This window comes from Streptomyces sp. NBC_00576 (assembly GCF_036345175.1).
Lineage (GTDB): Bacteria > Actinomycetota > Actinomycetes > Streptomycetales > Streptomycetaceae > Streptomyces.
The window spans coordinates 9,997,824-10,018,033 of sequence record NZ_CP107780.1 but is presented as its reverse complement, the minus strand read 5'-3'; the positions used below and the strand labels follow the sequence as shown (position 1 = coordinate 10,018,033).

Annotated in this window: 21 protein-coding genes; 7 read left to right on the top strand and 14 right to left on the bottom strand. The window is 70.3% G+C overall.

Annotation, left to right across the window (positions count from 1 at the left end; genetic code table 11):
• Positions 1 to 9: 9 nt before the first annotated feature.
• Together OG734_RS43570 and OG734_RS43565 are read right to left on the bottom strand one after the other, a co-directional pair.
• Positions 10 to 1,065 carry an NUDIX hydrolase gene (locus tag OG734_RS43570; RefSeq protein WP_330292901.1) on the bottom strand — a complete coding sequence of 352 codons (1,056 nt, stop codon included), beginning with the start codon at positions 1,063 to 1,065 and terminating at the stop codon, positions 10 to 12.
• Between the two features lie 142 nt (positions 1,066 to 1,207).
• Positions 1,208 to 1,411: a hypothetical protein gene (locus tag OG734_RS43565; protein WP_330292900.1), complete on the bottom strand. Its 204-nt coding sequence runs from the start codon at positions 1,409 to 1,411 to the stop codon at positions 1,208 to 1,210.
• A 118-nt stretch (positions 1,412 to 1,529) separates the two neighbouring features.
• On the opposite strand from OG734_RS43565, the gene OG734_RS43560 reads away from it, so the two are divergent.
• Positions 1,530 to 1,964 (top strand): ester cyclase, encoded by a 435-nt coding sequence (locus OG734_RS43560; protein WP_330292899.1) that lies wholly within the window; start codon positions 1,530 to 1,532, stop codon positions 1,962 to 1,964.
• Positions 1,965 to 2,090: 126 nt separating this feature from the next.
• Here OG734_RS43560 and OG734_RS43555 read toward each other — a convergent pair whose 3' ends face one another.
• Positions 2,091 to 3,047 (bottom strand): ROK family protein, encoded by a 957-nt coding sequence (locus tag OG734_RS43555; RefSeq protein WP_330292898.1) that lies wholly within the window; start codon positions 3,045 to 3,047, stop codon positions 2,091 to 2,093.
• Positions 3,048 to 3,270: 223 nt separating this feature from the next.
• On the opposite strand from OG734_RS43555, the gene OG734_RS43550 reads away from it, so the two are divergent.
• On the top strand, positions 3,271 to 4,335 hold the full coding sequence (locus OG734_RS43550; protein WP_330292897.1) for a LacI family DNA-binding transcriptional regulator: 1,065 nt from the start codon (positions 3,271 to 3,273) through the stop codon (positions 4,333 to 4,335).
• A 13-nt stretch (positions 4,336 to 4,348) separates the two neighbouring features.
• Entirely contained in the window at positions 4,349 to 5,158 is an 810-nt protein-coding gene (locus OG734_RS43545; protein WP_330292896.1) for a hypothetical protein, read from the top strand.
• Here the strand turns inward: OG734_RS43545 and OG734_RS43540 are convergent.
• Entirely contained in the window at positions 5,104 to 7,119 is a 2,016-nt protein-coding gene (locus OG734_RS43540) for a protein kinase domain-containing protein (protein WP_443065029.1), read from the bottom strand. The genes OG734_RS43545 and OG734_RS43540 overlap by 55 nt on opposite strands.
• 241 nt (positions 7,120 to 7,360) lie before the next feature.
• A complete protein-coding gene (locus OG734_RS43535; protein ID WP_330292895.1) occupies positions 7,361 to 8,659 on the bottom strand; it encodes a DUF6986 family protein in 1,299 nt (432 codons plus the stop codon).
• Positions 8,660 to 8,850: 191 nt separating this feature from the next.
• Between OG734_RS43535 and OG734_RS43530 the strand changes: the two genes are divergently transcribed.
• Positions 8,851 to 9,756 (top strand): endonuclease/exonuclease/phosphatase family protein, encoded by a 906-nt coding sequence (locus tag OG734_RS43530; protein ID WP_330292894.1) that lies wholly within the window; start codon positions 8,851 to 8,853, stop codon positions 9,754 to 9,756.
• A gap of 57 nt (positions 9,757 to 9,813) precedes the next feature.
• Here the strand turns inward: OG734_RS43530 and OG734_RS43525 are convergent, their stop codons facing one another.
• From OG734_RS43525 to OG734_RS43510, 4 genes are all read right to left on the bottom strand, one after another.
• On the bottom strand, positions 9,814 to 10,776 hold the full coding sequence (locus OG734_RS43525; RefSeq protein ID WP_330292893.1) for an electron transfer flavoprotein subunit alpha/FixB family protein: 963 nt from the start codon (positions 10,774 to 10,776) through the stop codon (positions 9,814 to 9,816).
• A gap of 77 nt (positions 10,777 to 10,853) precedes the next feature.
• Positions 10,854 to 11,639: an electron transfer flavoprotein subunit beta/FixA family protein gene (locus tag OG734_RS43520; RefSeq protein WP_330292892.1), complete on the bottom strand. Its 786-nt coding sequence runs from the start codon at positions 11,637 to 11,639 to the stop codon at positions 10,854 to 10,856.
• Between the two features lie 246 nt (positions 11,640 to 11,885).
• Positions 11,886 to 12,404: a flavin reductase family protein gene (locus OG734_RS43515; protein WP_330292891.1), complete on the bottom strand. Its 519-nt coding sequence runs from the start codon at positions 12,402 to 12,404 to the stop codon at positions 11,886 to 11,888.
• A 232-nt stretch (positions 12,405 to 12,636) separates the two neighbouring features.
• Complete coding sequence (locus tag OG734_RS43510) at positions 12,637 to 13,050, bottom strand: TlpA family protein disulfide reductase (RefSeq protein WP_330292890.1); 414 nt, start codon at positions 13,048 to 13,050, stop codon at positions 12,637 to 12,639.
• 75 nt (positions 13,051 to 13,125) lie between these two features.
• On the opposite strand from OG734_RS43510, the gene OG734_RS43505 reads away from it, so the two are divergent.
• Both OG734_RS43505 and OG734_RS43500 read left to right on the top strand, forming a co-directional pair.
• Positions 13,126 to 13,542: a DUF4395 domain-containing protein gene (locus OG734_RS43505; RefSeq protein ID WP_330292889.1), complete on the top strand. Its 417-nt coding sequence runs from the start codon at positions 13,126 to 13,128 to the stop codon at positions 13,540 to 13,542.
• 189 nt (positions 13,543 to 13,731) lie between these two features.
• Positions 13,732 to 14,460, top strand: coding sequence for a lysophospholipid acyltransferase family protein (locus OG734_RS43500; protein WP_330292888.1), 729 nt, complete (start codon positions 13,732 to 13,734; stop codon positions 14,458 to 14,460).
• A gap of 129 nt (positions 14,461 to 14,589) precedes the next feature.
• On the opposite strand, the gene OG734_RS43495 is transcribed toward OG734_RS43500, so the two are convergent.
• The 5 genes from OG734_RS43495 to OG734_RS43475 all read right to left on the bottom strand — a co-directional run bounded on the left by OG734_RS43495 (position 14,590) and on the right by OG734_RS43475 (position 19,226).
• On the bottom strand, positions 14,590 to 15,282 hold the full coding sequence (locus tag OG734_RS43495; protein ID WP_330292887.1) for a B3/B4 domain-containing protein: 693 nt from the start codon (positions 15,280 to 15,282) through the stop codon (positions 14,590 to 14,592).
• Between the two features lie 8 nt (positions 15,283 to 15,290).
• Entirely contained in the window at positions 15,291 to 15,884 is a 594-nt protein-coding gene (locus tag OG734_RS43490) for a transglutaminase domain-containing protein (protein WP_330292886.1), read from the bottom strand.
• An 80-nt stretch (positions 15,885 to 15,964) separates the two neighbouring features.
• Positions 15,965 to 17,035 (bottom strand): threonine aldolase family protein, encoded by a 1,071-nt coding sequence (locus OG734_RS43485; protein ID WP_330292885.1) that lies wholly within the window; start codon positions 17,033 to 17,035, stop codon positions 15,965 to 15,967.
• Positions 17,032 to 17,787 (bottom strand): SDR family NAD(P)-dependent oxidoreductase, encoded by a 756-nt coding sequence (locus OG734_RS43480; RefSeq protein WP_330292884.1) that lies wholly within the window; start codon positions 17,785 to 17,787, stop codon positions 17,032 to 17,034. The genes OG734_RS43485 and OG734_RS43480 overlap by 4 nt, the downstream gene beginning before the upstream one ends.
• Before the next feature lie 41 nt (positions 17,788 to 17,828).
• On the bottom strand, positions 17,829 to 19,226 hold the full coding sequence (locus OG734_RS43475; RefSeq protein ID WP_330292883.1) for a DUF6421 family protein: 1,398 nt from the start codon (positions 19,224 to 19,226) through the stop codon (positions 17,829 to 17,831).
• A gap of 288 nt (positions 19,227 to 19,514) precedes the next feature.
• Between OG734_RS43475 and OG734_RS43470 the strand changes: the two genes are divergently transcribed.
• Entirely contained in the window at positions 19,515 to 20,198 is a 684-nt protein-coding gene (locus OG734_RS43470; protein ID WP_330292882.1) for a glycerophosphodiester phosphodiesterase, read from the top strand.
• The last annotated feature ends 12 nt before the right edge of the window (positions 20,199 to 20,210 follow it).

The window sequence follows — 20,210 nt, the reverse complement described above, 5'->3', positions numbered from 1 at the left end:
CCGGAACCGCTACTCCACCTCGGCCTGTCCCACCGCCACCCCCGCCTCCAGATAGAGGGCGGCGCCCCGCTCGCGCGCCCGCAGCGCCCCGCGCAGGCGCTCGTAGCGGACGGGAGGGAGCAGGCCGGCGGCCTCCTCCTCGGTGACGAAGCGCCAGCCCCGCAGTTCGGGGCCGGGCAGCAACACTTGCGTGGCCTCGGCACTGTCGAGCCGGCCGCCGTCGAAGAGGAGGCGCAGCCCGCCGTGGCCGGGGGGCGCGGGCGGCTCCCAGTCGATGACGAGGAGCCGGGGTACGTCGGTGAGGTGGATGCCCGTCTCCTCGGCGACCTCACGGATGCCCGCGCGCGCGGGTGCCTCGCCCCGCTCGACGACGCCGCCGGGGAACTCCCAGCCGGCCTTGTAGGTGGGGTCGACGAGCAGGACCCGGTCCTGCTCGTCGAAGAGCAGGACCCCGGAGGCCACCGTCTCGCCGGTGGGTTCCGGGGTCTGCACGATGTCGCACACCGGCGCGGTCCCGGCGCTGACGGCTTCGGCGATCCGTACGGCCGTCTCGTACGGGGTGAGGGCGCTGGTGTCGACCGGGTGCGCGTCGGCGGTGAGCCACGAGGCGAGCGCCGTCCGGTACGGCTCTATCTGGTCGTACGACCACTGCCGTACGCGTATCTCTGCGTCCGGGAGGTCCGGTGGGACCTCCCGGGTGGCTATTCGTTCGCGCAGGATCGTTTCCGCCGGGGCTAGGAGCACATGCCGGACCGTGATCCGGCGGGCGGCGAGACCCCCGAAGATCTCGTCACGGTACTCCTGACGAAGGAGTGTCATGGGCACCACGAGGGTGCCGCCGAGCTCTGCGAGCATGGCGGCCGCGGTGTCCACGACGAGCCGCCGCCAGATCGGCAGGGCCTGGAAGTCGCCGACCTCGGCGAGGCGCTTGGGCGGCAGCAGTTGTGCGAGTGCCCCGCCGATGACCTCGGGGTCGAAGAGCGTGCTGTTCGGGATCAGTTCGATCAGTTCGCGTGCGGTGGTGGTCTTTCCCGCACCGAACGCGCCGTTGACCCAGACGATCACGTTTCCCCCTCTTCTGTTGGACCCCTGAGGCTTGCCCGTTCCACCCTGCCACGGAAACCAGATCCAGTTGAGGGCGCCGACACAGTGGCGCCGGTGCCCCGTCACACGGGACACCGGCGCCACTCGGACAACTTCCGGCTCGTCAGCCGTTGATGCTGTCGCCTCCCAGCGCGTCCTCGTCCACGGCCAGGCTGTCGCTGGCGACGGTGTGGTCGAGAGTGCTGAGCGTGTCGTCCACGCTCAGATCACCGAGGGCGTCGGCCCCGAGACCGTGGGAGGGGGTGATCGCCGCGACGACGAACCCGGTGGCGAGGGAGGCGATGGCGAGCATGCTGCGCTTCTTCATGCCCGGTTCAACTGCCGAACCGGGGCGGGGGTCACGGCGTTCGCGTATCGCGTCACATTCCCGGCGGCCGCATCGTCCTACTTCTGAGGCACCGTCCGCAGACCAGAGGAGCAACAGCATGTCGACAGCCGGGGCAACCAGCAACACAGCGACTCTCAACCGCCTCCACTCCGCCGTGAACAGCGGCGACCCGGACATCATCTCGAAGGCCATCGACGAGCTCGTCGCACCGGACGTGCTCTTCCACGCGCCGGTACCGATGGGCGCGACGGGAGCGGAGGCCCTGAAGCGGGTGTGGGAGGTGCTCCTGCGCGCGTTCCCCGACATTCACGTCACCGTCGAGGAGACGGTCGCGGAAGGCGACAAGGTCGCCTCCAGGAACACGGTGACCGGGACCCACCGGGGCGAGTACCAGGGCCTGTCGCCGACCGGACGGACCGTCGCCTACAGCGAGATCTTCATCGTCCGCTTCGCCGACGGGAGGATCGCCGAGATCCGGGGCGTCGTCGACGTCCTCGCGCAACTGCGCCAGCTCGGCGCCCTGCCGGCCTGACATCGCGCGGAATGAAGGACCTCCTGGCGCGGCCGGGTCCCGGCACCGCGGCTGCGCCAGGAGGTCCTGCCGGTCGCGTCACTTCACCGGCTTCCCGCGCCGGAACAGGCGACCGGCTCGTGGCTCTCAGACGCTCGCCTCAGCCGGGTCGGCCGCCCTGCGCGTCAGCGCCGCCGCTGCCGCGCCCACCAGGCCCGCGTCCGTGCCCATCTGCGCCGGTACGACCTCCAGGTGCTGGACGAACGACAGGGTCGCGTAGGTCTTCAGCGCCGCGCGCAGGGGCGTGAACAGGATGTCCCCGGCCTTGCCCACGCCGCCGCCGATCACGGCGACGTCGATCTCCACGAGGGTCGCGGTGGCGGCGATGCCCGCAGCGAGCGCCTGGGCCGCGCGCTCGAACGAGGCGACGGCGACCGGGTCGCCGGCCCGCGCCGCCTCGGCCACAGCGGCGGCCGAGATGTCGCCCTCGGGGCCCGGCTGCCAGCCGTTCGCCAGTGCGCGGCGCGCGATGTTGGGGCCGCTGGCAATGCGCTCCACGCAGCCGCGGGAGCCGCAGGCGCACGGGTCACCGTCCAGCTCGACGCTGATGTGCCCGATGTGGCCCGCGTTGCCGGTGGGGCCGGGGTGCAGTCGCCCGTTGAGGACCAGGCCGCCGCCGACACCGGTCGAGACGACCATGCACAGCGCGTTGTCGTGGCCGCGGGCGGCGCCCTGCCAGTGTTCGGCCGCCGTGATCGCCACGCCGTCGCCGATCAGTTCGACGGGCAGGCCACCGGTCGCGGCCCGGACACGTGCGACGAGTGGATAGCCGCGCCAGCCGGGCACGTTCACCGGGCTCACCGTGCCCGCCAACGCGTCCACCGGTCCCGCGCTGCCGATACCGACGGCTGTCGCGCGTCCCCACAGCGGGGCGCCGGTCAGCTCGGCGAGGACCTCCTCGACGGCCCGCATCACGGTCTCGCCGTCCTCCCGCGCGGGCGTCGGGCGCTGTGCGCGCAGCAGGATCCGGCCGTGGCCGTCCACCAGCGCTCCGGCGATCTTGGTGCCGCCGATGTCGAGCGCTGCCACGAGGTCGGTGTGCATCAGTGTCAGATCTCCCTGTCAACCATGGCAAAAAGGGGCAGGCCGGTCTGATTGTGGGGGCGCAGGCCGGAGATAGTGGTGGACAGTGTCCCCTGCATCTGACAACGTTGTCCAGGCTCTATGCTCGACGCCACATCCTCATACACAACCAGGGACGACGCATCCCCCGGGCGCAACATGGTCCGGAGCCTCGCAGTGGATCGCCGTGGACCGCCGTCATCCCGTGGACGACAGGACAGGACAGCGCATCGTGGCCGACACCGCCCGCCGCCCGGAGAACCGCTACGGCAACCGTCCGACCATGAAGGACGTGGCCGCGCGCGCGGGGGTCGGTCTGAAGACGGTCTCGCGTGTCGTCAACGCCGAACCGGGGGTGACCCCGGAGACCGAGCGCCGCGTGCAGGAAGCGATCGACGCGCTGGGATTCCGCCGCAACGACAGCGCGCGGGTGCTGCGCAAAGGCAGTACGGCGAGTATCGGCCTCGTCCTGGAGGACCTCGCCGACCCGTTCTACGGCCCCCTGAGCCGGGCGGTCGAGGAGATCGCCCGGGCGCACGGCGCCCTGCTGATCAACGGGTCGAGCGCCGAGGACCCGGACCGCGAGCAGGAGTTGGTGCTGGCACTGTGTGCGCGGCGCGTGGACGGGCTGGTGATCATTCCGGCCGGTGACGACCACCGTTATCTGGAGCCCGAGTTGAAGGCGGGCGTCGCCACGGTGTTCGTGGACCGGCCGGCCGGGCAGATCGACGCCGATGTCGTCCTGTCGGACAGTTTCGGCGGCGCGCGCGACGGTGTGGCCCACCTGATCTCGCACGGCCACCGCCGGATCGGCTTCATCGGCGACATGCCCCGCATCCACACCGCCGCCGAGCGACTTCGCGGCTACCGCGCCGCGATGGAGGACGCCGGCATACCGGTCGAGGGCGCGTGGATGTCGCTCGGCGTCACCGACCCGGAACGGGTGCGCCGCGCGGCCGAGGAGATGCTCACCGGACCGTCTCCGGTCACGGCGATCTTCGCGGGCAACAACCGGGTGACGGTCACGGTCGTCCGGGTCCTCAACGAGCAGCGCCGGCCCGTCGCCCTCGTGGGCTTCGACGACTTCGAACTCGCCGACCTGCTCCAGCCGGGCGTCACCGTCGTCGCCCAGGACGCGGCCCAACTCGGTCGTACGGCCGCCGAACGCCTCTTCCGCCAACTGGACGGCACACTGCTCACTCCGGAGCGCATCGAACTCCCGACCCGCCTGATCAGCCGGGGGTCGGGGGAACTCCCGCCGGCGGACTGAGACGTAGACAGAGATGCCCACACTCGAGTCCCTCGGCCTCGCCGAGGCCCCCCGCGAGCACCCGCTCACCTATCCGGGCGTGTGGCCGACCGAGTCCGGGATCCTGGACGGCGACCGCTTCCTCCCGCTCCCCGTCGGCCCGCCGCCCGACCTCGCCCTCCTCTTCCCCGACCGCCTGCCTGTCCTGGCCGTCGGGTCCAACGCCTGCCCAGGTCAGCTGCGGCACAAGATGGCGCAGTACGACATCAGCGAGCCGCTCCCGATGACCCGGGCCCTGGTCACCGGGATCGATGTCGGTGTCTCGGCCCATGTGAGCAGGCTGGGGTACGTCTCCGCATCGCCCTTCAACGCCCCCGGAAACGTACGAGAGTTGTTCATCACCTGGCTCGACGCGAACCAGCTCGCCGTCATCGACGCCAGCGAGGGAGTACCGGTACCCGCAGGCCCGTACGACCGCGCCTGGCTCCCCTCCCCCGCGGTGAGCGTCGAGTTGGAGTCCGGCGAGCGGCTCCCCGGCGTGTACGCGTACATCAACCGGCGCGGAGTGCTGCACGACGGGTCCGGAAGTCCGCGCCGGCATCCGGGAGAACACCAGCTGCTCACCGAACTCCTGGACGGGTCACCGGCGTTGAGGGACCTGTTCGGCGGCACGCCCGAGGAGTTCTGCGCCCGGGCCCGCTTCGACCGGGACCGGTGCGAGCGCGGTACCCGGCTGTTCGCGACGGAGGGGCTGGTGATCGCGTCCGGGCTGGAACCGTACGTAGGGGCTCAGCAGACCGGGAGTCCGGGCACCGGGGCGTCGTTGTCGCCGCCCTTGAGATAGACGTCGCTGACGTAGACGCCGGCGTTGCCGCTGTCGTCGTCGGTCTTCGCCCACCAGACGTTCGTCCACTCGCCGTATGTCTCGCGCCGGCCCAGATTCTGCTGGCAGTAGAAGTAGTTGGTGCCCGCGTTGAGGACCCCGACCTCGGTGCCGGACGCGGTGTACGACTTGGCGGTGCGCCAGACCGTGCAGTTGTACTTGCCGTCGCCTGTCGACTCGCACGCGGGGTCGGGGGCGGGGGTCGCGCCACCGCTTGTAGTGCTCCCGCTACTCCCGCTGCTCCCGCCGGTGGTGCCGGTTCCTCCGGTTGTCCCTGCTCCCCCGGTGGTGCCCGAACCTCCGGTCGTCCCGGTTCCGGTGTCGCCCGAGGTACCGCCCGAGGTGCCGCCGGCCGTCGTGCCGCTTCCGGACGTCTTCGAGGGGTCCGGGGTCGCCTTGTCCCCGGGCTCGGTGCCGTCCCCCTTGCCTGGCACCGTCGTCGGGGACGGTGACTTCCCGTCGCCCTTGGCAGTGGGCGTGGGGCTCGTGGAGAGGTCCAGGTCGGCCCGGCCGGTGCCCGTGGAGGGCGCCGCGTCGGCGCTGCTGCCCTCCGACGCCACCGGCCGGTCGCTCGCCTCGCTCTCGGCCCCGTCACCGACCAGCGCCACGGTGACTCCGGCGGCGGCGAGGACCACGGTGACGGCCGCGGCGGCGAGCAACGCGCGTCCCCTGCGGCGGGGTTGGGCGGAGGCGGGCGCCGGGGTGGAGAAGGTGGTCGGGGCCGCGAGGTGGCCGGGGTCCGGTGCGCCGGGGGCGGCCGAGGGGCCGGCGGGGCCGAAACCGGGCGTTCCGGATGTCATCGGCTCGGGCGGGCCGAAGCCTGGGGGCGCCTGCTGTGCGGCTTCGGTGGCGGGCAGCGCCTGCTCGGCGGGGCCGAACCCCGCCGGCACCAGAGGCGCGCCGGACTCCGCCGCCTCACCCTGCCCTGCCTCAGGCACCCCGGCCCCAGGCGCCCCGGACAGTCGCAGCCCCGTCGTGGGCGTGTCCGTCGTACCGCTCGTGTCCGTGGCACCGCTCGTGGCCGACGCCACCGCCTCCAACAGTCCGCGCGCCGTCTCCGCGTCCGGGCGGTCCTCCGGCCCCTTGGCCATCAGCTGTCGCAGGATCGGGCCCAGGGCACCGGCCTGGCGGGGGTCCGGGAGAGGTTCGGCCACGATCGCGGTGAGCGTGGACCAGGTCGACGTACGGCGGAAGGGCGACGTGCCCTCGACCGCCGCGTACAGCGTGGCGCCCAGGGCCCAGATGTCGGAGGCGGGGCCGGGGGCGTTGCCCTGGGCCCGTTCGGGGGCCAGGTAGTCCAGGGAGCCCACGAGTTCGCCGCTGCGGGTGAGGTTCGTGGTCGAGCCGTCGCCCGGGTCCTCCATCGTGGCGATGCCGAAGTCCGTCAGGACGACCCGGCCCGAGGGCTCCAGCAGGATGTTGCCGGGCTTCACGTCACGGTGCAGGACGCCGACGCGGTGGGCGGCGGCCAGCGCGTCCATGACCTGGGCGCCGATCCCGGCGGCCTCGCGCGGGTCCAGGGTGCCGCGCTCGTGCAGGACATCGTCCAGGGAACGGCCGTCCACCAGTTCCATGACGATCAGGGGGCGGCCGTCGATCTCGGCGACATCGTGCACGGCGACCACTCCGCGGTGGCGGATTCGGGCCGCCGCGCGGGCCTCGCGCTGCATCCGCAGCCGCAGGGCGGCCAGTTCGGGCGCGCCGGCGTCCGTGAACGTGCGCAGTTCCTTGACGGCGACCTCACGGCCGAGGACCTCGTCGACCGCACGCCAGACGACGCCCATGCCGCCGCGCCCGAGCCGGTCCACGACCCGGTAGCGGCCGGCCAGCAGACGACCGGTCCCGGTCGTCCCGTCCACCGCCCGTTCTGCCGGCTGCTCTTCCGGCTGTCCGGCCGTCTGTCCGTGCTCCGCCGAAGACACCGCTGCCCCGTTCCTGTGACCACTCGTGCGTTCGTACAGATTACGGGGCGGGTGTGACAGCGGGAGACCGTTGGCCGCTGTTGTGACAAGGGCGCTTCCTGGCCGACGCTGGGAGGTCGGTACTTCTCAGGTCCTGTCCGGCGGATCATGCGGAGACGCGGGGCTGCGGTGACATCAGCCGCTCTGCGGCGGGCGCCCTTCTGCAGCCAGACGCTCCTCCATTCGCCCCGCTCGCCTTCGTCTATTCGGCGCGCCTGACGGGCACTGGCCGCGCGAAGCCGTCCAGGTCGGCCCGGGTCAGGCCGTTCGTCGCCCGGGTCACCTCCCTGACGTCCAGGGCGCCGCAGTCCAGGCCGCGCAGCAGATAGCCGCTGAGGGCCTTGGCGGTGGCGGGCTCGTCCATGACGTCGCCGCCGGTGCGGTTGGCGTAGCGGGAGAGGCGGGCCGCGGCCTGTGCGTAGCCCTCGCGGTAGAAGGCGAAGACGGCCGCGTACCGGGTCGGGATGTGCCGGGGATGCATGTCCCAGCCCTGGTAGTAGGCGCGGGACAGGGCGCGGCGGGTGAGACCGTAGTGCAGGCGCCAGGCCGCGTGGACCTGCTCGGTCGGGCCGACCGGCAGGACGTTGGTGGAGCCGTCCGAGACGCGCACGCCGGTGCCCGCCGCCGCGACCTGCATGATCGCCTTGGCGTGGTCGGCAGCCGGGTGGTCGCTGGCCTGGTGGGCGGCGGAGACGCCCAGGCAGGCGCTGTAGTCGAAGGTGCCGTAGTGCAGGCCGGTGGCGCGGCCCTCGGCGGCCTGGATCAGCCGGGCGACCGTGGCTGTGCCGTCGGTGGCGAGGATGGACTGGCTGGTCTCGATCTGGATCTCGAAACCGATCCGGCCGGGCGTGAGACCGCGCGCCTTCTCGAACTCCTCCAGGAGCCTGACCATGGCGGTGACCTGCTCGGCGTACGTCACCTTGGGAAGGGTGAGTACCAGCCCCTCGGGCAGTCCGCCGGCCTCCATCAGACCGGTCAGGAAGATGTCGAGGGTGCGGATGCCCCGGTCACGCACCGGTGCCTCCATGCACTTCATACGGATGCCCATGTACGGGGCGGCCGTGCCCTTGTCGTACGCCTCGGCGATCAGACGGGCCGCGCGGGCCGCCGTCTCGTCCTCCTCGGCATCCGGGCGCGGGCCGTAGCCGTCCTCGAAGTCGACGCGCAGATCTTCGATCGGCTCGCGTTCGAGCTTGGCTCGGACCCGGTCGTGGACGGGTTCGGCGAGGTCGTCGGACAGACCGAGGACGACTGCGAAGGAAGCGGCGTCCGGGGCGTGTTCGTCGAGGGCGGCGAGGGCCTGGTCGCCCCAGGAGCGGATGGTGTCGGCGGCGAACGCGTCCCCGGGGACGTACACGGTGTGGACGGGCTGGCGGGTGCCGGGGTCTCCGGGGTAGCGGCGCTCCAGCTCCGCGTCGACCGGGGCGAGGGAGGCGCTGATCCCCTCGCTGACGGCACCCGCGAGGCTCGTCGCGACCTTCTCCTGCTGGCCCTGGCCCATCCCAAATCCTCCACTTTCCGCATTACGGAATCAACAATCCGTATAACGAAGCTAACTGCCGATCTTCACGCCGGTCAACACCGTCTCGAAGTGGGATTCCCCAAGCTCTCCCCCTGATCACTGCCGACCCGGCATCTTCTTCCGTATTCAGTAGGCAAGGTTCATCCTGACTCCGAAGGGGAGGAGATCGCGTGCCGAAAGAGGTCGGAGTGACGCGTCGCCACGGACTCAAGTCCGCGGTGGCCGCCGCCATCGCCGTGCCGCTGTTGACCACAGCGGGCTCATCGAAACCGGCGTCCGCCGGCGAGCACGCGGGCGCCCTGAACGTCATGACGTTCAACGTGCGCTTCGCGACCGTCGTCGACAAGACACCGCGCTGGTCCGTGCGCCGCCCGGTGATGCGGGAGCTGCTGCGCCGCGAGCGACCCCACATCATCGGCACCCAGGAGGGGCTCTATCAGCAGGTACGCATGATCGAGAAGGATCTCGGCGAGCACTACGACTGGATCGGCACCGGCCGAGGGGGCGGCAGCAAGGACGAGTTCATGGCGGTCTTCTACGACACCCGCAGACTCGACCCGATCGAGTTCGATCACTTCTGGCTGTCCGACACCCCGTACACGATCGCTTCCAACACCTGGAAGGCGGACTGGCTGCGCATGGTGACCTGGGTGAAGTTCGCCGATCTCGCCGACGGAGGGCGGGAGTTCTACGTCCTCAACACCCATCTGGACAACGTCAGCCAGTACGCCCGGGAGCGCTCCGCGAAGCTCATCGGCGAGACGATCGCCGGCTGGGACCCGTCGACGCCGGTCGTCGTCACCGGCGACTTCAACGCGGCCGCCCACGACAACCGGGTGTACGACCTGATGCTGGACAACGGGCTCGTGGACACCTGGGACGCGGCGGCTTCCCGTAGCCCGGCGTATGGGACGGCCCCCGCCTACCGGGCGCCCAGACCCGACGGCAGGCGCATCGACTGGATCCTGACCTCGCCCGGGGTGACCACGCACTGGGCGGCGATAAACACGTTCTCCGTCGACGGGATGTACCCGAGCGACCATCTGCCGGTGCAGGCCTCGCTGACCCTCGGATGACCCGAGGCCCCCGTGACCGGTCGTGCGGTCACGGGGGCCTCGAAGGACTCAGAAGGCTCAGCCCTTGCGGGTGTTGATCTCCTCGGTGAGCTGGGGGACGACGTCGAAGAGGTCGCCGACGACACCGTAGTCGACGAGGTCGAAGATGGGGGCTTCGGCGTCCTTGTTGACCGCCACGATCGTCTTCGAGGTCTGCATACCGGCACGGTGCTGGATGGCGCCCGAGATGCCGTTGGCGATGTAGAGCTGCGGCGAGACGGACTTGCCGGTCTGGCCGACCTGGTTGGTGTGCGGGTACCAGCCCGCGTCCACCGCGGCGCGTGAGGCGCCGACAGCCGCACCGAGGGAGTCGGCGAGCGCCTCGATGATCGGGAAGTTCTCCGAGCCGTTGACGCCACGGCCGCCGGAGACGACGATCGCGGCCTCGGTCAGCTCCGGACGGCCGGTCGACTCGCGCGGGGTGCGCGCGGTGACCTTGGTGCCCGTGGCCTGGGCGGAGAAGGTGACGGCGAGGGCCTCGACCGCGCCGGCGGCCGGGGCGGCCTCGACGGCGGCCGAGTTCGGCTTGACCGTGATGACCGGGGTGCCCTTGGGGACACGGGACTTGGTGGTGAAGGACGCGGCGAACGCGGACTGCGTGGCCACCGGGCCCTCGTCGCCGGCCTCCAGGTCGGTGGCGTCGGTGATGATGCCGGAGCCGATGCGCAGCGCGAGGCGGGCGGCGATCTCCTTGCCCTCGGCGGAGGACGGCACCAGCACGGCGGCCGGGGAGACAGCGTCGTACGCGGCCTGCAGGGCGTCGACCTTCGGGACGACCAGGTAGTCGGCGTACTCGGCGGCCTCGTGGGTGAGGACCTTGACCGCGCCGTGCTCGGCGAGGACGGAGGCGGTGTCGGCGGCGCCGGCACCCAGGGCGACGGCGACGGGCTCGCCGATGCGGCGGGCGAGGGTCAGCAGCTCCAGGGTGGGCTTGCGGACGGCGCCGTCCACGTGATCGACGTAGACGAGAACTTCAGCCATGGGACTTCTACTCTCCTGCTTGCGGAAGATGAGGGGCGGTCAGCGAGTCGGGGCTCGGCACGAGCCCCGGACGGGGCCTAGATGAACTTCTGGCCCGCGAGGAACTCGGCGAGCTGCTTGCCGCCCTCGCCCTCGTCCTTGACGATCGTGCCGGCCGTGCGCGCCGGGCGCTGGGTCGCGGAGTCGACCACCGTGTACGCGCCGTCCAGACCGACCTCCTCGGCCTCCAGGTCGAGGTCGGACAGGTCCCAGGCCGCCACCGGCTTCTTCTTGGCGGCCATGATGCCCTTGAAGGACGGGTAACGCGCCTCGCCCGACTGGTCGGTGACCGACACGACGGCCGGCAGGGACGCCTCCAACTGCTCGGAGGCGGAGTCGCCGTCGCGACGGCCCTTGACGACACCGTCCTCGACGGAGACCTCGGAGAGCAGGGTGACCTGCGGGACGCCCAGACGCTCGGCGAGCAGCGCCGGTACGACGCCCATGGTGCCGTCGGTGGAGGCCATGCCGGAGATGACCAGGTCGAAGCCGGCCTTCTCGATCGCCTTGGCCAGCACCAGGGAGGTGCCGATGGCGTCGGTGCCGTGCAGGTCGTCGTCCTCGACGTGGATCGCCTTGTCCGCGCCCATCGACAGGGCCTTGCGCAGCGCGTCCTTGGCGTCCTCGGGGCCGACGGTCAGGACCGTGATCTCCGCGTCGTCTGCCTCGCCGGCGATCTGCAGCGCCTGCTCGACCGCGTACTCGTCGAGCTCCGAGAGCAGACCGTCCACGTCGTCACGGTCGACGGTCAGGTCATCGGCGAAGTGCCGGTCGCCAGTGGCGTCGGGCACGTACTTCACAGTGACAACGATCCTCAAGCTCACGCCGGCTCTCCTACTGCATCGTCTGTTCCGGGCTGCCTTCCTGCAGGCAGCATAGGCGCCTCAAAGCGGCAGATCCCGATGGGGGCGACCCGCGCTCCCAACGAAATATTACTCGCCAGTACACCCACTCGGCGTCCACTGAGCAAGCGCTTTGACGTGTGACCTTCGCAACGCAGCGTAACCGGAACCCGGCAGCCCCGCAGTGTCGCCGAAATCACATTGTACCGACCGGTCGATCACTGTCGGTCAGTCTCGAAGCCCGTTGAAGCGGCCCTGGTGATAGAGCAACGGCCGTCCAGGACCCGCGGGATCACCCAGCACGACCTCGGCCAGCACGACCCGGTGGTCCCCGGCCGGTACCCGCGCGACAGGCCGGCACACCAGCCAGGCGAGGACGCCGTCGAGGACGGGAACCCCTTCGGGGCCCTCACGCCAGACGGTGGGCGCGCCGAACCGGTCGGCGCCGCTGCGGGCGAAGGTCGCGGCCAGCTCGTGCTGGTGCTCGCCGAGTATGTGCACGCCGACATGGTCGGCCCCTGATATCGCGGGCCAACTGGAGGCGCCGGTGCTGATGCCGAAGGAGACGAGCGGGGGTTCGGCGGAGACGGACGCGAGGGAGGTCGCGGTGAAGCCGACGGGACCGGCGCTCCCCCGGGCGGTGATCACGGCGACACCGGCCGCGTGCTGCCGGAAAACGGAGCGCAGGAGGTCGGGAGAGGCGGGAACGATGGACTGAGCGGTACCGAGAGCGGGCGTGGCCGTCATGGACTTGTCCTTCTGCGGGAGGCGGTGAGCTGGGCGGTGACTGCTCAACGACCCGGACAGCGCGCGCTCGCGGTGCGCAGGAGGTCCACGTGGACGCGCGCGTGGAGAAGGAGTTCCGGAGGCATAGGGTCAGGCTGACGATAGATGGCGGGCGCAGTCAAGTGGCTTCCGCCATCTGGGAGATGCGTCACCGAACGCACCGTCAGCGGTGATATCGGATACCCCGGTGGCCTCAAACGGCCTCCCCCAGCGCCGCGATGACCTCTTCCTTGCGCGGCTGCCCGGTCGCCCGCCGCACGATCCGCCCGTCGGCGTCGAGCACCAGCACGGTGGGCGTCTTGAGGATGTCGAGCCTGCGTACGAGGTCCAGGTGCTCCTCGGCGTCGATCTCGACGTGGGTGACACCGGGGACGACACCGGCCACCTCTCCGAGGACGCGGCGGGTGGCCCGGCAGGGCGCGCAGAAGGCGCTGGAGAACTGGACGAGTGTCGCCCGCTCGCCGAGGCTCTCGCCCAGTTCGGCGGCGCCGAGCCGCTTTCCGTCGTCGCGCCCGCGCACGCGCACTCTCCCACTCCGCCGCCGATGCAGCACTCCGAAGGCACTCGCCGCCGCGAGCACCGCCACGCACATCACGATTCCGGTCATCCCCGACTCCAGCGTTCATCAGACTGCAAAGATTCCCGCCTGCTCGAAACGTTTCTGCTGCGGAATGATCGCTTCATGGACATCGATGTGAGAGGGCCGCGCTTCGGAGCGGCCGTGACGACCGCCGTCCTGGCGGTCGTGCTGGTCACCGGAAGCGCCTGGCTGCTGGCCTGGCAGACGCTGGCGTTCGCGCTGGGCGCGGCAGGCGGAGTTGGGCGTTCCCCGTACGGCTGGCTGTTCCGCAAGGCTGTCCGTCCGCGGCTCGGCCCGCCGACGGAGTTCGAGGCGCCGGAGCCGCCGCGGTTCGCGCAGGCGGTCGGGCTCGTCTTCGCGGGCGTGGGGCTGGCCGGGTACGCGCTGGGTGTGGAGTGGCTGGGGCTCGTGGCGACCGGGGCTGCGCTGGCCGCGGCGTTTTTGAACGCCGCGTTCGGGTACTGCCTCGGGTGCGAGATATACCTGCTCGTCCGACGGGTGACGGTACGCGCAGAGTAAAAGCAGCTTAAAAGCACGAGGTGGATCAAGGGGCGACGTGACAAGAATCTCGCGCTTCACCGGCACGAGGGCTGGCCCCCTGTCCGTTCTTGGGGCACGATCTGCGCAATGCTGTAGAACCTACGGCTGCGTAACTTCCCGCCGGGAACGCCTTCCCAGGCAGAGCAGAGAGAAGGGTCATCCCCGTCCATGGCTGAGCTTGCCTACCGTCCCGCCATCGGTCTCGCCCGGACACTGTTCAAGGCCTGGGACCTGAAGATCGACGTGCAGGGGTCGGAGAACATCCCGCGCTCGGGCGGTGCGGTGCTGGTGAGCAACCACATCGGCTACCTGGACTTCATCTTCGACGGTCTCGCGGCTCTCCCGCAGAAGCGGCTGGTGCGCTTCATGGCGAAGGAGTCGGTGTTCCGGCACAAGGTCTCCGGCCCGCTGATGCGCAACATGAAGCACATCCCGGTGGACCGCAAGAACGGCGAGCTGGCGTACGCGCACGCCCTGGACTCACTGCGCTCCGGTGAAATCGTCGGCGTCTTCCCCGAGGCCACGATCTCGCAGTCGTTCACGCTGAAGAGCTTCAAGTCCGGTGCCGCGCGCATGGCCCAGGAGGCGGGCGTCCCGCTGATCCCGATGGCCGTGTGGGGCACTCAGCGCCTGTGGACCAAGGGTCATCCGCGCAACTTCACGCGCAGCCACATCCCGATCACGATCCGGGTCGGCGAGGCGATCGAGGCATCCCGCGACAAGTACGCGGGCGCGATCACCCGTCAGCTGCGCGAGCGCGTCAACGAGCTCCTGGAAGCCGCCCAGCGCGCGTACCCGGTCCGCCCCAAGGGCCCGGACGACACGTGGTGGATGCCGGCGCACCTCGGCGGCACGGCACCGACCCCGGAAGAGGTTCGGGCGGCCGAGGCACGCTGATCCCTCCGGGGGCTGTTCGGGCAGGCGGTTCGTTCACTGCGGGCCGGTGGGGGCTTGTCGCGACCACGCGGCGGAGCCGCAGATCGATACAGCCCCGCGCCCCTGCGGGGGTGCCCCCACACCCCGTACTCAGCCCTCGCGCCGGGCTGTGATCCGTGCCCCCGGGCTGAACTTCTCCAACAGTTCGACGAGTTCGGCGCCTGCCGCCTCTGCCTCCGTGTCCGCCATCGGGGGCAGGCACTCCAGGAGGAAGACCGCTGACGTGGTCTGCTCAGTGAGACGGGTGCGCGGGCCCTGGCGCCAGTTCCAGCGGCGGCAGGTCACGCCCGCGTCGTCGCACCACACGACCTCACCGGCGTCGGGGTGCTCGACGACCTCCTCGCCTCCGGCCACGGTCACGAAGTCCTCGGCGCCGGTGGCACGTACGAGCCGCATGCCGCCCTGGATGCGGTCGAGGTCCTCGCCGCCGACCGGGACCAGATGCGCGACGCTGATCGCGTTGTAGAGGTCGACCAGGACGTTGATCCGGGGCAGACCGGCATCCGTCAGCGCCCGCTTGGCGAGCGCCTCGGCCGAGTTGCGGGTGCGCGACGGCTTGGAGCCGAACGCCGTGTACGTGTCCCGCCAGGCGACCATGTGCGGGTCCTCGTGCGTGGCCCGGCCGCCCAGGCGTACGGCGAGTCGGCGGGCCGCGTCGTCCAGTAGTGCCGAACTGGCGTCGGTGCTGGGCCCGTTGACGAGTCCGTGCGCCTCGATCGCGACATGGGTGAAACCGGGCGCGAGCGCGCGCACCTCGTCGGACACGGTCAGGGTGAGAGTCATCGCTTGCCTCAGAGTGCGGTGGGGAGCGTCTTCCAGAGATACGGCCTGTCGGGCGCGGCCTTCAGCACGCCCAGCACAACCGGATGAGGTTCATCGTACAGTACCGAATAGTCCACCTCATTGGACTTCGGATCCGGGACCCACGCCAGCCGCTCACCATCGAGAGAGAACTGGGCGTCCACACCCGCCTTGTTGCCCCGCGGGTCCTGGCGATGCCAGGCACCGTTGAACCGCACGGCGACCAGACCGTGCACAGCATGACCGCCCCCGTCGTCATGCGCGAGCCGTTGATAGCACAGCGCCGTAGGGATGTCCTCGGCGCGCAGGAGCGCGGCCAGCGCATGGGCTTTCGCATAGCAGATGCCGGTGCGCTGCTCCAGGACGGTCGAGGCCCGCCAGGTCACCCGAAGGTCGCCGCTGTCGGCGGAGTGCGGGATGGCGTCGCGCACGAACTCGTACGCCGCCCGCGCATAGGCATACGAGTCCGCCGCGCCCTTGGCGAGCTGCGTGGCGGTCGCCCGTACGAGCGGGTGATAGTGGTCGATGACCTCGTCAGCGGCCAGGTACGCGGACAGGTCAGGGGTGTTCTGGATCAGCTCCATGGGTCCAGAGCATAGAAAAGCGATCACCCGACAGTCAATGACTTTTCAGGAGACCGCATATCTATGCATCCGAGAGGGTGCTACCGCGCCATCTCCTCCTTCAGCGCCGCCACGAAGGCGTCCACGTCGTCCTCGGTCGTGTCGAAGGCGCACATCCAGCGGACGTCGCCCGCGGGCTCGTCCCAGAAGTAGAAGCGGAAGCGCTTCTGAAGACGCTCGCTCACGTCGTGCGGAAGGCGGGCGAAGACCGCGTTCGCCTGGACCGGGTAGAGGATCTCGATCCCGTGCACGGCCCGCACACCCTCCGCCAGCCGCTGCGCCATCGCGTTGGAGTGGCGGGCGTTGCGCAGCCACAGATCCTTGGCGAGCAGCGCCTCCAACTGCACCGAGACGAAGCGCATCTTGGAAGCGAGCTGCATGGACAGCTTGCGCAGGTGCTTCATGTGGCTGACGGCGTCCTGGTTGATGACGACGACCGCCTCACCGAACAGCGCGCCGTTCTTCGTCCCGCCGAGGGAGAGGATGTCGACGCCGACCGCGTTGGTGAACGTCCGCATCGGAACGTCGAGCGAGGCCGCCGCGTTGGCTATGCGGGAGCCGTCCAGATGGACCTTCATGCCGTGCGCGTGGGCGTGGTCGCAGATCGCGCGGATCTCGTCCGGCGTGTAGAGGGTGCCCAGTTCCGTGCTCTGGGTGATCGAGACGACCTGCGGCATCGCGCGGTGTTCGTCGTCCCAGCCGTACGCCTGCCGGTCGATGAGGTCGGGGGTCAGCTTGCCGTCCGGTGTGGGCACCGTCAGCAGCTTGAGGCCGCCCATGCGTTCGGGGGCGCCGCCCTCGTCGACGTTGATGTGCGCGCTCTCGGCGCAGATCACTGCGCCCCAGCGGTCGGTGACCGCCTGGAGCGCAACGACGTTGGCCCCGGTGCCGTTGAAGACGGGGAACGCCTCCGCCGTGGCGCCGAAGTGGCTGCGGACGATCCGCTGAAGGTTCTCCGTGTAGTCGTCCTCGCCGTACGCGACCTGGTGCCCGCCGTTGGCCAGGGCCAGGGCGGCGAGCACCTCGGGGTGGGCCCCCGCGTAGTTGTCACTGGCGAAGCCTCGGACCTCCGGGTCGTGATGACGGCGGGCGTCGGTCTTCGGAGGGTTCACGGCTTCTCGGTCAGCCACAGACGTTTCCCGTTCACTTCGGCGGCGGGCTGCTCCCAGACGCCGACAATGGCCTCGGCCAGCTCCTTGACGTCGGTGAAGCCCGCGAACTTCGCGTTGGGTCGATCGGCGCGCATCGCGTCGTGCACCAACGCCTTCACGACCAGGATCGCAGCCGCCGATGTCGGCCCGCCGGCGCCCTCCGCGGCCCCGGCCTTGCGGAAGTAGTCGCCCATGGCCAGCGTCCACGCCTCGGCGGCGGCCTTGGCGGCGGAGTACGCGGCGTTGCCCGCCGTGGGGTTGCTCGCACCGGCGGCGCTGATGAGGACGTACCGGCCGCGTTCGCTGCGCTGGAGCGCCTCGTGGAAGGCGAGGGAGGTGTGCTGCACCGTGCGGATGAGCAGCAGTTCCAGCAGGTCCCAGTCGTCGAGGACCGTCTTGGTGAAGGTCTCGCTGCCGCGCCAGCCGCCGACGAGGTGGACCAGGCCGTCGACGCGCCCGAAGTCCTTCTCGACGCGGGTGGCCCAGTCATGGGTCGACTGCAGGTCGAGCAGGTCGACGGTGTCGCCGACGACGGTGGCGCCGCCGTGCGCGTAGCTCGCCGCGTCCACGGCCTCCGCGAGCCGCTCCGGGTCGTTGTCCGCGCCGACGACGGTCGCGCCCGCCTCGGCGAGCCTGAGCAGTGTCGCCCGGCCGGCCGGTCCGCCGGCGCCGGCGACCGCGATCACCGCACCGCTGAGAGCCCCGTTCCCCATGTCCATCGCCTCCTGAGCAGTGTTTTCGGTGGCGCGGCCGCTCATGCGGCGACCCGCTCGGCGCTCTCCGCGGTGATCCCCTTGGTGGAGGCGATCACGTTCTTCAGCTTTTTGGAGAGGGCCTCATAGAACATGCTCAGCGGAAACTCGTCCGGAAGCACGTCGTCGACGAGCTTGCGCGGCGGCTGGTTCAGGTCGAGGGCGTCGGGGCCCTTGGCCCAGCGGGAGCCCGGGTGCGGGGCGAGATGGGTGGAGACCAGTTCGTACGCCTTGAACCAGTGGACGAGTTTGGGCCGGTCGATGCCCTCGCGGTACAGGGTCTCGATCTCGGCGCAGAGCTGGTTGGTGACCTGCGGGGCGCGCTGCCAGTCGATCTGCAGCTTGTTGTCGGTCCAGCGGATCACGTCGTGCTGGTGGAGGTAGGCGAAGAGGAGCTGGCCGCCGAGGCCGTCATAGTTACGGACGCGTTCGCCGGTGACCGGGAAGCGGAACATCCGGTCGAAGAGCACCGCGAACTGCACGTCACGGGCCTGCGGGATGCCTTCCGCCTCCAGCTTCACGGCCTCCTTGAAGGCGGTGAGGTCACAGCGCAGCTCCTCCAGGCCGTACATCCAGAACGGCTGGCGCTGCTTGATCATGAAGGGGTCGAAGGGCAGGTCGCCGTGGCTGTGGGTGCGGTCGTGGACCATGTCCCACAGCACGAACGCCTCTTCGCAGCGCTTCTGGTCGTGGACCATCGCGGCGACGTCATCGGGCAGTTCGAGGCCGAGGATGTCGACGGCGGCGTCGGTGACACGGCGGAAGCGGGCGGCCTCGCGGTCGCAGAAGATGCCGCCCCAGGTGAACCGTTCCGGCGCCTCGCGCACGGCGATGGTCTCCGGGAAGAGGACGGCCGAGTTGGTGTCGTACCCGGCCGTGAAGTCCTCGAAGGAGATGCCGCAGAACAGCGGGTTGTCGTAGCGGGTGCGCTCCAGCTCGGCCAGCCAGTCGGGCCAGACCATGCGCAGGACGACCGCTTCGAGGTTGCGGTCCGGGTTGCCGTTCTGCGTGTACATCGGGAAGACGACCAGGTGCTGGAGGCCGTCCGCGCGGCTCGCGGCGGGCTGGAAGGCCAGCAGCGAGTCGAGGAAGTCCGGCACCCGGAAACCGCTGTCGGACCAGCGGCGCAGATCCTTGGCGAGGGCCTGGTGGTAGGCGGTGTCGTGCGGGAGCAGCGGGGAGAGTTCCGCGACGGCGTCCACGACCCGCCGTAGGGCGAGATCGACGTCCGCGGGGTCCGGGGCGTCCTCCCGGTCGAAGTCGATCGATCCGTCCTTGGCCTGCCATGGCCGGATCTGCTCCACGGCATCCTTGAGCACAGGCCATGCCGGGTGCTCCACCACCCTGTCGAGCGAAGAAACCCGCTCGTCCAAATTCGCCTGCACAAGAATTTCCGTCATGTCCCATCCTCCACGGGAGAACCTCGCGTACAGACACCGTATGTGTACGAGGTTCCCGACCACAAGGCGAGCCAGGAGAGATTGTCCTGTCTACCACCATGGTCACCATAATTTTTCCTGCCGGAAACCATAAGGGCAGTGATTCCACTACCCGACAGCGACCGGATCACACCCTCTCCGGGCTCACTGTTTCCGGCCAGCCGTTCCGGCGCGTCTGTACGGGTTCAATGCCGGGCCCGGCGGTTAGGCTGCGGCAGCCGAGCCGCCGTCGACGGAAGCGAGTTGGCCTTGAACTTCCTGACCATCGGGCACCGAGGAATCATGGGCGTGGAGCCCGAGAACACCCTGCGTTCGTTCGTCGCCGCCGAGCAGGCGGGCCTCGACATGATCGAACTCGATCTGCGTCTCAGCAAGGACGGCGCCCTCGTCGTCATGCACGACGCCGAAGTGGACCGCACAACGGACGGCACCGGCCCGATCGCCGAGAAGACCCTCGCCGAGCTGCGCGCCCTGGACGCGGGCCGCGACGAGCGTGTCCCGGTCTTCGAGGAGGTCCTGGACGCCGTCGGCGCACCGCTCCAGGCCGAGATCAAGGACACGGCGGCGGCGCGGGCGCTGGGCGAGGTGATGGAGCGCCGGGAGCTGGCCGGGCGGGTCGAGGTGTCCTCGTTCCACGCGGACACGATCTCCGAGATCACCCGCCTGGTGCCCGGGGTCCGCACGGCGCTCATCGCCAGCCGCTACGGCACCGACGTCGTGGACGACGCCACCCGGGCCGGCGCCTCGACCCTCTGCCTCAACATCCGCCGCCTCACCCTGGAGATCGTCGAGCGGGCGAGAAAGGCGGACCTGCGGATCATCGGCTGGGTGGTGAACACCCAGGACGACCTGCGTCTCGTACGCGCCCTCCAACTGGACGGCGCGACCACCGACTACCCGCAGATCAAACGCACGGGCCGCTTCACCGCGTAACGAGCGCCGCGG

Coding starts and splice junctions, on each gene's coding strand:
- OG734_RS43565 (WP_330292900.1), bottom strand. CDS start 1,411: ATGAAGAAGCGCAGCATGCTCGCCATCGCCTCCCTCGCCACCGGGTTC.
- OG734_RS43560 (WP_330292899.1), top strand. CDS start 1,530: ATGTCGACAGCCGGGGCAACCAGCAACACAGCGACTCTCAACCGCCTC.
- OG734_RS43555 (WP_330292898.1), bottom strand. CDS start 3,047: ATGCACACCGACCTCGTGGCAGCGCTCGACATCGGCGGCACCAAGATC.
- OG734_RS43545 (WP_330292896.1), top strand. CDS start 4,349: ATGCCCACACTCGAGTCCCTCGGCCTCGCCGAGGCCCCCCGCGAGCAC.
- OG734_RS43535 (WP_330292895.1), bottom strand. CDS start 8,659: ATGGGCCAGGGCCAGCAGGAGAAGGTCGCGACGAGCCTCGCGGGTGCC.
- OG734_RS43525 (WP_330292893.1), bottom strand. CDS start 10,776: ATGGCTGAAGTTCTCGTCTACGTCGATCACGTGGACGGCGCCGTCCGC.
- OG734_RS43515 (WP_330292891.1), bottom strand. CDS start 12,404: ATGACGGCCACGCCCGCTCTCGGTACCGCTCAGTCCATCGTTCCCGCC.
- OG734_RS43510 (WP_330292890.1), bottom strand. CDS start 13,050: ATGACCGGAATCGTGATGTGCGTGGCGGTGCTCGCGGCGGCGAGTGCC.
- OG734_RS43505 (WP_330292889.1), top strand. CDS start 13,126: ATGGACATCGATGTGAGAGGGCCGCGCTTCGGAGCGGCCGTGACGACC.
- OG734_RS43500 (WP_330292888.1), top strand. CDS start 13,732: ATGGCTGAGCTTGCCTACCGTCCCGCCATCGGTCTCGCCCGGACACTG.
- OG734_RS43495 (WP_330292887.1), bottom strand. CDS start 15,282: ATGACTCTCACCCTGACCGTGTCCGACGAGGTGCGCGCGCTCGCGCCC.
- OG734_RS43490 (WP_330292886.1), bottom strand. CDS start 15,884: ATGGAGCTGATCCAGAACACCCCTGACCTGTCCGCGTACCTGGCCGCT.
- OG734_RS43480 (WP_330292884.1), bottom strand. CDS start 17,787: ATGGGGAACGGGGCTCTCAGCGGTGCGGTGATCGCGGTCGCCGGCGCC.
- OG734_RS43475 (WP_330292883.1), bottom strand. CDS start 19,226: ATGACGGAAATTCTTGTGCAGGCGAATTTGGACGAGCGGGTTTCTTCG.